General features: G+C 68.2%; 12 protein-coding genes. 5 read left to right on the top strand and 7 right to left on the bottom strand.

The window, feature by feature from the left end; all coding sequences use genetic code 11:
- Nucleotides 1-32: 32 nt before the first annotated feature.
- The 7 genes from fliK to fliE form a co-directional block, all read right to left on the bottom strand.
- The gene (gene fliK / locus AC1VNX_RS09060) at nucleotides 33-1,328 is read right to left on the bottom strand and encodes a flagellar hook-length control protein FliK (protein WP_483156395.1); all 1,296 of its coding nucleotides are present in this window, start codon (nucleotides 1,326-1,328) and stop codon (nucleotides 33-35) included.
- 43 nt (nucleotides 1,329-1,371) lie between these two features.
- Nucleotides 1,372-1,704 carry a flagellar protein FliT gene (locus AC1VNX_RS09055; protein ID WP_483156394.1) on the bottom strand — a complete coding sequence of 111 codons (333 nt, stop codon included), beginning with the start codon at nucleotides 1,702-1,704 and terminating at the stop codon, nucleotides 1,372-1,374.
- Nucleotides 1,705-1,732: 28 nt separating this feature from the next.
- A complete protein-coding gene (gene fliS, locus AC1VNX_RS09050) occupies nucleotides 1,733-2,152 on the bottom strand; it encodes a flagellar export chaperone FliS (protein WP_483156393.1) in 420 nt (139 codons plus the stop codon).
- A 37-nt stretch (nucleotides 2,153-2,189) separates the two neighbouring features.
- Nucleotides 2,190-3,632, bottom strand: a complete 1,443-nt coding sequence (fliD, locus tag AC1VNX_RS09045) for a flagellar filament capping protein FliD (protein WP_483156392.1) — start codon at nucleotides 3,630-3,632, stop codon at nucleotides 2,190-2,192.
- 58 nt (nucleotides 3,633-3,690) lie between these two features.
- The gene (locus AC1VNX_RS09040) at nucleotides 3,691-4,053 is read right to left on the bottom strand and encodes a flagellar protein FlaG (protein ID WP_483156391.1); all 363 of its coding nucleotides are present in this window, start codon (nucleotides 4,051-4,053) and stop codon (nucleotides 3,691-3,693) included.
- A gap of 167 nt (nucleotides 4,054-4,220) precedes the next feature.
- Nucleotides 4,221-5,879: a FliC/FljB family flagellin gene (locus AC1VNX_RS09035; protein ID WP_483156390.1), complete on the bottom strand. Its 1,659-nt coding sequence runs from the start codon at nucleotides 5,877-5,879 to the stop codon at nucleotides 4,221-4,223.
- Between the two features lie 178 nt (nucleotides 5,880-6,057).
- On the bottom strand, nucleotides 6,058-6,375 hold the full coding sequence (gene fliE / locus AC1VNX_RS09030) for a flagellar hook-basal body complex protein FliE (protein ID WP_483156389.1): 318 nt from the start codon (nucleotides 6,373-6,375) through the stop codon (nucleotides 6,058-6,060).
- A 282-nt stretch (nucleotides 6,376-6,657) separates the two neighbouring features.
- Here fliE and fliF point away from each other — a divergent pair, with 282 nt between their 5' ends.
- Genes fliF through fliJ form a run of 5 tightly spaced genes read left to right on the top strand, consistent with a single transcriptional unit; the run spans nucleotide 6,658 to nucleotide 12,120 of the window.
- A complete protein-coding gene (gene fliF / locus AC1VNX_RS09025) occupies nucleotides 6,658-8,394 on the top strand; it encodes a flagellar basal-body MS-ring/collar protein FliF (RefSeq protein ID WP_483156388.1) in 1,737 nt (578 codons plus the stop codon).
- The gene (fliG, locus tag AC1VNX_RS09020) at nucleotides 8,387-9,385 is read left to right on the top strand and encodes a flagellar motor switch protein FliG (protein WP_483156387.1); all 999 of its coding nucleotides are present in this window, start codon (nucleotides 8,387-8,389) and stop codon (nucleotides 9,383-9,385) included. The genes fliF and fliG overlap by 8 nt, the downstream gene beginning before the upstream one ends.
- Nucleotides 9,372-10,202: a flagellar assembly protein FliH gene (gene fliH / locus AC1VNX_RS09015; protein ID WP_483156386.1), complete on the top strand. Its 831-nt coding sequence runs from the start codon at nucleotides 9,372-9,374 to the stop codon at nucleotides 10,200-10,202. Before fliG ends, fliH begins: the two co-directional genes overlap by 14 nt.
- Nucleotides 10,199-11,668, top strand: coding sequence for a flagellar protein export ATPase FliI (gene fliI, locus AC1VNX_RS09010; RefSeq protein ID WP_483156385.1), 1,470 nt, complete (start codon nucleotides 10,199-10,201; stop codon nucleotides 11,666-11,668). Before fliH ends, fliI begins: the two co-directional genes overlap by 4 nt.
- Complete coding sequence (fliJ, locus tag AC1VNX_RS09005) at nucleotides 11,665-12,120, top strand: flagellar export protein FliJ (protein WP_483156384.1); 456 nt, start codon at nucleotides 11,665-11,667, stop codon at nucleotides 12,118-12,120. Before fliI ends, fliJ begins: the two co-directional genes overlap by 4 nt.
- Nucleotides 12,121-12,132 lie beyond the last annotated feature (12 nt).

Raw genomic sequence — 12,132 nt, 5'->3', positions numbered from 1 at the left:
GCGAGCTTGCTTGGGGCGGCCCGGCGCGGCGCTCATGCGGCCTCCTTCTCGGCGACCAGCACCTGCTGCAACTGCAGGCCCGCTGCGTCGAAGCGCTTCGCGAGCCGGCCGGTGTCGCCGCGCAGGCGCGCCATGGTCGAAGCCTCGCGCGCGAACAGATGCGCCTGCACGGCCTGGCCGTCCAGGCTCAGCCGCAGATCGACCTCGCCGAGCTTCGGCAGCTCCAGCGACACCGTGGTCGACCACCGGCGCGCGCCCTCTTCTTCTGTCGCCACGCCGCGCGCATCGGGCTGCGCCTGCTGTTCTTCCTCGACGGTCCAGCTCATCGGCACGTCGGGCCAGGCGTGGCCGTTCCAGCGGAAGACGGAGCTGGCCAGCAGGTCGAGCTGCTGGTGCACCAGCGTGATGGCCTGCGGATGAATCACTTCGGCGGCGCGCGATGGCGGCAGGGCTGCGGCACCGTCGGCCTGGCGCGCGGATTCGCTCGCGCGGTGCGCGGGCATCGAATCGAGCGTGCCGCCGGGCGACGCGCTCCCGGGCTGGCGATATGCGGCCTGCACCCGGGCAGCATCATTCGTCGCGGCTTGTTGTTCCAGAGTCTGCGGTTTGCCTTGAGAAGAGGAGTGACCGGCGTCCCGAGGTTGCGCATCTGCAGCCGACGCCTGTGGCGCGGCAAGGTTCGCCGTGCGGACTTCGCCGCCCTGCAGCATCGGCACCTGGACTTGCGCCACGAGCGAAGGCAGCGCGTCCGGCGAATCGGCAATCACCGCCGCCGGACCAGCAGCCACGATCGCCGATGCAACCAGCGCACTCGCCTGCGCCTTCGCGATCACCGGCACGGCCCATTGCGCCTGCGGCTCCTGCTTCATCTGCGCGAGCGAACGGCCACCCGCCGTGAACGACGCCAGGTGCGACTCATAGAAGAGTCCGCTGTCCGACACCGTCTGCGCCAGCGTGCCAGCCAGCGCCGCAGCGTTCACCGGCTGCGCGCGCGAAGACATCAGGGGCACGGCGCCGCGCACCGGACCGGGTTGTGCCTGCAGGTCGGCCAGCACGGCGCCGATGACGCGCGCCGCCACCGACAGCCGCGCCTCCATCGAAGGCGGGGCACCCGCCCCCGCATGCGCCGTTCCACCGGCCGCAGCACCCGGAATCTGCCTGTCGAGCGCGGCATTGGAAAGCAGCCGCACATCGTTCTCGACCTTGCCGATCGCCACCGCCGGCCCGGGCGCACCGATGGTGGCCTCGGGCTTGATGCCGAGCACGTCCAGCCGCGGCGTGAGCCTTGCGGCCAGCAGCGCGTCGAGCAGTCCGGCGATGACGGTCATGGTGCGGTTTCTTCAGCGAGTCGCGTTCGATCGGCGGGCCCGCTCAGTGCGGCGGCCCGTAAGCCCTGCCGAGGTTCTTCTGCTGCGTGAGATACCCCATGCGGCTGATCAGATCCTCGAGCTGCGGCTTGATGAGGCCCGACACCTCGGCCTGATCGGAACGGATGCGCTCCAGCAGGTCGAGCACATGCTCCACCTGCGTCGCGTCCAGCATCTCATGGGGCTCGATGGCCCGCAGGCGCTCCACCATCGCCGAGCAGCGGGCTTCGAGCGCAGGGAGCTGGCCCCACTCCTTGGCGCGTGCCAGCACCAGCATCGACGCGATGCCGGTGGCCAGCTCTTCGTAGCAATGAACGACCTCACTCCGGAATGCCATGTTTTCCTGTTTCTCTTGCGGTTGCATTTCAGCCACGAGCCCGGTCGTCGATCTCCCGCCACGCGGAAGCGACGTTCTCGAGCAGCCGGTCGGCCTCGTCCAGGGCCTGCACGTCGTTGTGCAGATTGGCGCGGAACAGCCGCTGCACGACGTAGTCGTACAGCGCCGACAGGTTGCCCACCAGCTCGGCGCCTGCTTCGCCGGCCGCCTGGGCGTCGAGCCCGGCCTTCAGGCCGTTGTCGACGATGCCGATGGCCTTGGAGATCGCGTTGCCCTTGGCCTCGGTATCGCCGGCCGCCATGTGGTGGCGCGCCATGCCTATGGCAGTCTTCGCGCCGTCGAACAGCATCGTGATGAGCTGGTGCGGCGACGCGCTCATCACGCTGGTTTCCACACCGAGGCGTGCATAGGCGCCGGCACCGGTGCGCATGTTGTGGGGGGTGTACATCGGCTGATGCTCCGGGTCTCTTTGCGCGTGCTGCGCCTTACTTGGTCTGGCTCGACAGCGCCTCGAACTGCTGCGTGAGGTAGTTCTTGGTGTTGTTCAGTTTGTTGACCAGCACGTCCAGCTGGTTGAACTGCTTGCGGTAGCGGTCCACCGTCGCATCCACGCGCAGCTGCATCGCGTCGTACTGCGTGTCGAGCTCCTTGATGGTCGCCGTCACGCCGTCGCTGGCCACCTTCAGCGCACCCTTGGTCACGTCGTCCACCAGTGCGTCGATCTGCTTGCCGTAGCCGGCCTTGCTGCCGGTGGCGCTGGAGAACAGGTTCGCCACGCCCTTGAGGTTGTTGGCCAGCGCCTTTTCCAGCTTGGCGGAATCCACGGCCAGGGTGCCGTCCTTCTGGAAGGACACGCCGATCTCGGTCAGCACCTTCATGTCGTTCGTGCCGCCGGACTGCGGCGTGGTGAGTGCCTGGCGGATGCGCGTCTGCAGGTTGCGCAGCGTGGTGTCGCCCACCAGCGCGGCACCGGTCTTGGTGTCGGCGTCGTATGCGGTCAACGTCTTGGCGGTGCTCTGCAGGCTGTTGTAGGCCTTCACGAAATCGTTGATGGCCGTTGCCACGCTGGCCGTGTTCTCCTTCATCGAGAGCCCCGTCTTGCCGGTGTTCACCAGCGTCAGCGTGGCGCCCTGGATGGCTTCCTTCACGGTGTTGGTCGAGCTCGTGATGTCGATGCCGTTGACGTTGAGCTTCGCGTTCTGCGCCGTCGAGGTCTGCTTCAGGTTCTGCGTGCCGGCCGGGTCGTTGTTCAGCAGGCCCTGCAGCGTCGCGTCGCCGTCGACCGAGATCCGCATGCTCGACTTGTCGCCGGTCTGCGTCGAGGTCAGCACCAGCCGGTTGGGCGCGCCGCTGCCGTCATTCACGATGGAAGCCGTCACGCCGGCATTGGCGCCGTTGATCGCGTTGCGAATGCCTTCGAGCGTGTTGTTGGTCGGATCGATGGTGATCGACTTGGCCGGCTGGCTCGCATCGGCGGTGAAGGTAGCGCCGGTGTACTTGCCGGTCGCCGGATCGAGCGTGCCGCCGGTAATCGCACCGAAGTCGATGGTGATCTTGCCGTTGCCGATCGCGGTCTTGGAACTGGCCTGCCCCGCGGTGACCACGGTCTGCGCCTGCGCAAGTTGCGAAACGTCGATGGTGTAGTTGCCTGCCGCGCTCGAATCCGTGGAGGTCGCGGAAAGAATGCCGCTGACCGTCGGCGTGCCGGTCACGCTCTGGAACAGCGTCGGGTCGCCCAGTTTCTTGGCGGCCGTCTGCAGCGTGGCGAGCGCGCTCTGGATCGTGCCGTAGGCCGACAGCTTGCTCGTGTAGCTCTTGGCCCTGGCCTGCAGCGCCACCATGGGCTGCTTCTCGGCGGTCTCGAGCTGCGTGAGCAGGGAGGCGAGGTCGAGATTAGCGCCGACGCCGAGGCTGCTGATGGTTGCCATGTCTATGCTTTCTTGAATCTGGATGGATGCGCTTCGTGTATGCGTGCCTGATGCGACCTCAGGCCGCCTGGTCCACCAGCAGGCCGTTGCCGTCGTTCATCAGCTTCGCGATGCGCACCGCTTCCTCGTTGGGAATCTGGCGGATGACCTCGCCGCTGGAGCTGTCCACCACCTTGACGATCAGCATCTCGGTGTCCTTGTCGACCTCGAAGCGCACACCGACCTCGCGCACCGCGAGCACCTCGTTGGCCTGGCGCACCGCCTGCTCTACCTGCACCGGCGTCGCCTCGTCCTTCGCATCGGCACCGCCCTTCGAGTCGGCAACCGCGCCGCGCGCGCCTGCAGCCGCGGCGCCGCCGCGAAGCAGCTGCGCCCAAGGGCTTTCCGTCGCGGAATTTGCAGGCACGGGGTTCAACATCATTTCCACCTTGTCTTGCTGGGTTTCCTGTCCTCTGCGGCCTCGCCGATGGGCATGGCCGCAGAGGACAGGGCAGGCACTCGCGGCTCGCGCCACAGGCCTGCACCGGCCGGAGCCGCCCTTGCGGAAGAGCCCCGGCATTTCCTTTACCTCTGGTCAGACTCCTTCGATCAACGCAGGAGCGACAGCACGCCTTGCGTGGTCTGGTTGGCCTGCGACAGCACCGAGGTACCGGCTTGCTGCAGGATCTGGGCGCGCGTCATGTTCGACACTTCGACCGCATAGTCGGCGTCCTGGATGCGCGAACGCGAGGAGGACAGGTTGGTCACCGTGGTGCCGAGGTTGGCGATCACCGAGTCGAAACGGTTCTGCACCGCGCCCAGCGAGCTGCGCAGCTTGTCGACCTTCGACAGAGCGGCGTCGAGTGCCTTCAGCGGATCCACGGTCGACTTGGCGTCGCTCACGGCGTTGGTCGTCAGCTTGCCCGGCTTGGTGGAATCGGCGTACACCGTGCTGCCTTGCGAATCGGTCACCACGCCATTGGCGTTCAGGTTGATCGATTCGGCGGCGGTCGTCGTCAGGCCGCTCACGCCGATGTAGGCGCCGGTCACGGCACCGCCGGCTGCAGCCACTGCGTAGGCAGCGGTAGCGCCACCGCCGTCGATGTCGATGGAACCTGCACCAGCGTTGATCTTCGCTGCGACCTGGTCGGCCGTGGCGCGCTCGCCTGCAACCGCGAAGGTGCTGGCGCCGGCGGCTGCCGTCACCACGGTGTACGAAGCGCCGGTTGCGCCGATGGTGATCGAATCGCCAGCGGCGGACATGCCGGTGGCTTGCTCGAGCACTGCCGACAGGGTGGCGGCGCTCGTCGCACCGGCGCCGGTCTTGGTCAGGTTCTTCGAAGCATCGAGGTACAGGGCCGAGCCGTCAGCGGCGTCGGTCATGGTGCCGTTGCTGTCGATCTTGACGTCCATCGAGCGGTTGCCGAGCTTGACCGTGGCGGTCACGCTGGTGCCGGCGGCCGGGGTCAGCGAAGCGAGGGTGTTGGCCTGGCTGCGAGTGGCTTCCGTGGCGGTGTAGCTCTTGGTCGCTGCGCTGTAGGTGTAGGTTGCGCCGCCGGTCATGGTGACCGTGCCGCCGTCCTGCATCTTCGCCAGCACGTCGTTGGCCGTGGCGCCGTTGGCGGCGGCGGTCAGCGTGCGGCTGTAGGCCGTGATGCCGTTGGTCGTCGCACCAGCGGTGAAGCCGGCGACCAGCAGGTCGGAGGCCGTCGCGGTCTTGTTCTTCGAGCCGGTGTTGTTGACGTTGAAGCCGTCCAGACCCAGGGTCTTGGCGCTGATTTCCTGCAGGTCGATGTCGATGGTTTCGCCATCGTTCGAGCCGACTTGCACGGTGAGCTTGCCGGCGTTGGCCGAGAGGACCTTCACGCCGTTGAACTGGGTCTGGTCCGACACGCGGTTGATTTCGTCCAGGCGCTGGCCGATTTCCGACTGGATCGAGTCCAGATCGCTGGCCGAGTTCGTGCCCGTGGCGGCTTGCACCGACAGTTCGCGGATACGCTGCAGGTTGTTGTTGACTTCGGTCAGCGCGCCTTCGGTCGTCTGGGCGATCGAGATGCCGTCGTTGGCATTGCGCGTTGCTTGCGTCAGGCCCTTGATGTTGGCCGTGAAGCGGTTGGCAATGGCCTGGCCGGCAGCGTCGTCCTTGGCGCTGTTGATGCGCATGCCCGAGGACAGGCGCTCGATGGCGCTGTTCAACGCCGACTGCGACTTGTTGAGGTTGTTCTGCGTGATGAGAGAGAGGCTGTTCGTGTTGATGACTTGCGCCATGTTCGACTCCTGATTGATGAAAAAAGGTTGTGGACTCCGGCTTTTGGCCGTAACGCTGGACCCGCTTCCACTTAGAGACTCAAGCCATCGTTGACTTGGTTATCGGCGGGGTCCTGCGAACCTTTAGGGGGCATGCACGAAAAAGTTGCGTGCCCCTATCCACATCACCCGTTCACCCTCAGGCCTGCAGGTTCATCACTTCCTGGTAGGCGGTCACCAGCCGGTTGCGCACCTGCAGTCCGGTCTGGAAGGCGACGTTCGCCTTCTGCATGTCGACCATCACGTCGTTGAGCGCGATGCCGGGTTTGCCCAGCTCGAAGGACTCGGCCTGCGCATAGGCCTGCTGCTGGGCGCCGCTGATATTGGCGAGCGAGCGCTTGAGCTCGGCCGCGAAGCCGCCGGCTTCGGCCGGGGCGGCCGCCTGCGGCGCGATGCCCGTCTGGACCGCTGTGGCCCGCATCTGCTGCAGGACCGATTCGATGGCGCTGATGGACATGGTGATCCTCTTCCTATTGTTTGTCTGAACACTTCTGCGTGACTTGACACGGAGGAGCAAAGGCTCTCCGGCTGGCTTGCAGCGTATCAAGGGAAGACCCCGATTCAAGCGCTCAACTGAGGGCGAAAACCCCGGCTGTTCGGCCATTCGAATTCCGGGTGACTGCTGACAATCGTCCGCGAAACGAACAGGCCGCGGACGACATCACCGGCCATCCGGAATGAAATCTCTAAACCGAAATTCCTCTCCCACCATGGCAATGGCCGCGACGAGGGTGCATCCATGAGCACGGCTGCGCCCGCGGGCGCGCTGCCCCCGGCCGGCGACGGCCCGCTCCCGCTCCTGGAACGCCTGCGCGCGCAGCCACGGCTGCCGCTGATCATCGGCGGCGCCGCCGTGGTGGCCGCCGTGGCCGCGTTCATGCTCTGGAGCCGCGCACCCGAATACAAGGTGCTCTATACCAATGTGTCCGACCGCGACGGCGGCGCGATCATCGCGTCGCTGCAGCAGATGAACGTGCCCTACAAGTTCGCCGAAGGCGGCGGGGCGATCCTCATCGCTGGCGACAAGGTGGCCGAGACCCGCCTCAAGCTGGCGGCGCAAGGCTTGCCCAAGGCCGGCGGCGTGGGCTTCGAACTGATGGACAACCAGAAGTTCGGCACCAGCCAGTTCGCGGAGCAGGTCAACTACCAGCGCGGGCTCGAGGGCGAGCTGGCGCGCTCCATCGAATCCATCGGCGCGATCGAGTCGGCCCGGGTGCACCTGGCGCTGCCCAAGCCATCGCTGTTCGTGCGCGAACAGAAGAAGCCCTCGGCCTCGGTGGTGCTCGCACTGGCGCGCGGACGCAGCATCGACGAAGGCCAGGTCAGCGCCATCGTGCACATGGTGTCCAGCAGCGTGCCCGACCTCGACGCCAAGAGCGTCACCGTGGTCGACCAGCGCGGCAACCTTCTTTCTTCCGCGCGCGGCGCCGACCGCGGGCTGGACGTGAGCCAGCTCAAGTATGCGCAGGAGATCGAGCAGGGCTACATCCGCCGCATCGAGGCGATCCTGCAGCCCATCGTGGGCGCGAACAACGTGCGCGCGCAGGTGGCGGCGGACATCGACTTCTCTGTCGTCGAACACACCGACGAGAAATACAAGCCCAACCAGGACCCGACGCAGGCCGCCATCCGCAGCCAGCAGAGCAGCGAGTCGGCACAGCACGGCGGCGGACAGCCCGGCGGCGTGCCGGGCGCGCTGTCGAACCAGCCGCCGGTGAACCCGACCGCGCCGATCACCGGGCCGCGGGCGCCCAACGCACCGGGTACCCCGCCCGCTCCGGGAACGCCCGGCGCACCGGGAACACCCGGCGCGGCCACCGCATCGACGAGCACCACGCCCACCGGCCCGAGCAGCTCGCGCAAGGACACCACCACCAACTACGAGCTCGACCGCACCATCCGCCACGTGCAGCAGGCTGCGGGCGGCGTGAAGCGCCTGTCGGTCGCCGTGGTGGTGAACAACCGCGACGCGGTGGATGCCGCGGGCAAGACCGCCAGCCGCGCACTGACGCCGGCAGAGCTGGAGCAGATCCGCAACCTCGCGAAGGAAGCCATGGGCTTCAGCCAGGAGCGCGGCGACTCGCTCAACGTGGTGAACAGCGCCTTCGCCCGCGATGCCGACAGCGCCCCCGCCCCCGAGGTGCCCTTCTGGCGCGACCGCGAGAGCCTCGACCTCGCCAAGACTGCCGGCCAGTACCTGCTGTACGCCCTGCTCGCGCTCTTCGCCTGGTTCGCCGTGCTGCGCCCGCTGATGCGCAAGCACCTGGCGCCTCCGCCCGCGCCTGCCGCGCCGGAAGCCCCGGCCTTCGTGGCTGCTGCGGCGCCGGACGAGAACGCCCCCTCCGCCGAGGAGAGCCTGCGCGAACGCGAGGCAAACCGCCGCAAGGCCGACATGGAATACGCCCACCAGACCGCCGACAAGGATCCGAAGGTGGTGGCGGCGCTGATCCAGCACTGGATGAACAACGATGAGTAGCGAACAGGGAACACGCAAGAGCGCCATCCTGCTGATGGCACTGGGCGAAGACCGCGCGGCGGCCGCGCTGCACCAGTTGCCTACCTCCGAGGTGCAGGCGCTGGGCCTCGCGATGTCGAAGCTCACATCCGTCTCGAAGGAAGAGCTGGCCGAGGTGCTGGCCGAGTTCCGCCACGAGACCGAGCAGCTCTCGGCCCTGCACCTGGGCTCGACCAGCTACATCCGCGCCGTGCTGCGCAAGGCGCTGGGCGAGGACCGCGCCAGCAACTTGCTGGAAGACATCCTGCAGCCCGACGAGCCGCACGGCGGCATCGAGCGGCTCAACGAGCTCGAGGCCGGCGAGGTGGCCGAGCTCATCCGCGACGAGCATCCGCAGATCCTGGCGACGCTGCTGGTGCACCTGGACCGCATGAAGGCTTCCGAAGTGCTTGAGAAGCTGCCGGCACGGCTGCGCCACGACGTGATCATGCGCGTGGCCACCTTCGGCGGCGTGCAGCCCTCGGCGCTCAACGAGCTGACCGACGTGCTCACCGAGATGCTCGCGGGCCAGGGCCTGCGCCGCAGCCGCCTGGGCGGCGTGCGCACCGCGGCCGAGATCGTCAACCTCATGAGCACCAGCGTGGAGGAAGAAGCCATCGCCCACGTGCGCGAGCAGGACGAGGCGCTGGCGCAGCGCATCGTCGACGAGATGTTCGTCTTCGAGAACCTGCTGGGCCTGGAAGACCGCAGCATCCAGCGCCTGCTCAAGGACATCGAGAGCGACTCGCTCATCATCGCCCTCAAGGGCGCGCCGATGGAACTGCGCGACAAGTTCCTCAACAACATGTCGCAGCGCGCCGCCGAAACGCTGCGCGAGGACATGGAGCTGCGCGGACCTGTGCGCGTGTCGCAGGTCGAAACCGAACAGAAGGCCATCCTGCAGGTCGCCCGCCGACTGGCGGAGGCCGGCGAAATCGTGATCTCGACGCCTGGCACCGATGAGTTCGTCTGACGCCAACGACAACTTCGGCAACTTCGCCGGATCGCGCGAGCGGCTCGCCGCCATCCATGCCGCCGCGCGCCACGCCGCCGGCGGGCCGAGGACCGAGCGCATGCCGCCCAGCCCGCCCGCGCTGTCGGCATGGGAGCGCTGGGAGATGGGCACCATCGACGGCAGCCCTCGCACGCCCACACCCGCCGCCCGCAAGACGGCAGCCGAACGCCGGAACACCGCTCCGCCACCGCCGCCGCCCGCACCCAGGATCGACCTCGCCGATCTCGCGCGTATCCGCAAGGAAGCCCGCATCGACGGCGAAGCCGAGGGCCGCTCCGCCGGACTTGCCGAAGGCCGCAAGGTGGGCCACACCGAAGGCTTGGCCACCGGCCTCGCGGCCGCGAGCGCGCATGCAGAACGCCTGCGCACGCTGGCCCAGTCGCTGCCCGATGCATTGCGCCGCGCCGAGGAAGAGCTCTCGCAGGCCGTGCTCGCGCTCGCGCTCGACGTGGCCCGCCAGGTGGTGCACCGCACGCTGAAGGCCGAGCCCGAATGGGTGCTGCCCGTGGTGCGCGACCTGCTGAACACCGAACCCGCACTGCGCGGCGAACCGCGCCTGCTGCTGCACCCCGACGACGTGGCGCTGGTGAGAAGCAGCCTGGGCGAAGAAATCGAAGCCGCCGGCTGGCAGATGCGCGCCGACGACGCCATCACCCGCGGCGGCTGCCGCGTGCAATCGGCCACGGGCGAGCTCGACGGCACGCTGGAAACGCGCTGGAAGCGCGTGACGGGCGCCCTCAATGGCGACGCCGACGGCAGGCCCGAAGCCCGATGACAGCCACGATGCAGGCCACCGCGCCCAATCCCCATCTGCAGTCGGTGCTCGCCGCGCTCGAGAAAGCCCGCGCCAATGTCGCCGGCTGCGAGACCACCATCGCATCGGGCCGGCTCACGCGCGCCGTGGGACTGGTTCTCGAGGCCGTGGGGCTGCAGCTGCCCGTGGGCAGCGATTGCCTGATCGAGCTGCCGCCGGGCCATGCGCAACGGCATGCCGAAGCCGAAGTGGTCGGCTTCGCGGGCGATCGGCTCTTTTTGATGTCGCAGACCGAAGTGGCGGGCCTGCTGCCCGGCGCGCGCGTGTATGCGCGCCCCGGTGCGCCGGAGCCCGATGCGGCCGGAATCATCGGCGGCGGCAACGCCCACACCAAGCGCCTGCCCGTCGGCGAAGGCATGCTCGGCCGCGTGGTCGACGCGGCCGGCCGGCCGCTCGACGGCCTCGGCCCGCTCGACATGGCGCGCAAGGTGCCGCTGAGCTCGCCCCCCATGAACCCGCTGACGCGCGCGCCCATCGATTCGGTGCTCGACGTGGGCGTGCGCGCCATCAACGGCATGCTCACCGTGGGCCGCGGCCAGCGCATGGGCCTGTTCGCCGGCTCGGGCGTGGGCAAGAGCGTGCTGCTGGGCATGATGGCGCGCTACACCAGCGCCGAAGTCATCGTGGTCGGCCTGATCGGCGAGCGCGGCCGCGAGGTCAAGGACTTCATCGAGAACACGCTGGGCGAAGAGGGCCTGGCCCGCGCGGTGGTGGTGGCGGCGCCGGCCGACAACTCGCCGCTGCTGCGCCTGCAGGGCGCGGCCTACGCGACCTGCCTGGCCGAATACTTCCGCGACCGCGGCAAGGACGTGCTGCTCATCATGGACTCGCTCACCCGCTACGCGATGGCGCAGCGCGAGATCGCGCTGGCCGTGGGCGAGCCGCCCGCCACCAAGGGCTATCCGCCATCTGTGTTCGCCAAGCTGCCCGCGCTGGTCGAACGCGCCGGCAACGGCGCGCGCGACGCGAACGGGCGCGGCGGCTCCATCACGGCCTTCTACACGGTTCTCTCCGAAGGCGACGACCAGCAGGACCCCATCGCCGACTCGGCGCGCGCGATTCTCGACGGCCACGTGGTGCTCTCGCGCACGCTGGCCGAGGCCGGGCACTACCCGGCCATCGACATCGAGGCTTCGATCAGCCGCGCCATGACGGCGCTGATCCCGTCCTCGCAGTTCGACACCGTGCGCCGCTTCAAGCAGATGCTCTCGCGCTACCAGCGCAACCGCGACCTGATCAGCGTGGGTGCCTACGCACCCGGCCACGACCTGCAGCTCGACCAGGCGATCGCGATGTACCCGCGCATCGAAGGCTTCCTGCAGCAGTCGATGGACGAGCGCACGGACTACGCCGAATCCATCGCCCGCCTGGAAAGCCTGTTCGAAGGCGAGCCGCGCACACCCACTCCGCAAAGAGGCACAAGATGACACGCAAGCTCCCCCTCGGCATGCTGATCGACCTGGCGCACACGCAGACCGACGACGCCGCGCGGCGCCTCGGCGCGCTGCAGAACGCGCACCTGGACGCCAGCCAGAAGCTCGATCTGCTGCTGCAGTACCGTCAGGACTACCACGACCAGCTCGACGCCCTGATGCGCGACGGCCTGCCTTCCTCCCAGTGGCGCAACTACCGCAACTTCCTCGGCACGCTGGACAACGCCATCGAGCAGCAGCGCGCCATCGCGGCGCAGACCGGCACCCGGCTGGACCACGGCCGCGACGACTGGCAGCAGCAGCGCCGCCGCCTGAGTTCCTTCGACACGCTGGCCGAGCGCGTGCGCATGCAGGAGCTGATGGCCGAGGCCAAGCGCGAGCAGCGCGACAGCGACGAGCGCGCGGCGCGCAAGTTCTTCGACCGCGCCTCGCACCCGACTCTTTGAGAAAAACATCCG

Source organism: Variovorax sp. TLI9-5A (assembly GCF_056867935.1).
The sequence above is the reverse complement of the archived record's forward strand: the minus strand, read 5'-3'. Positions and strand labels throughout refer to the sequence as shown.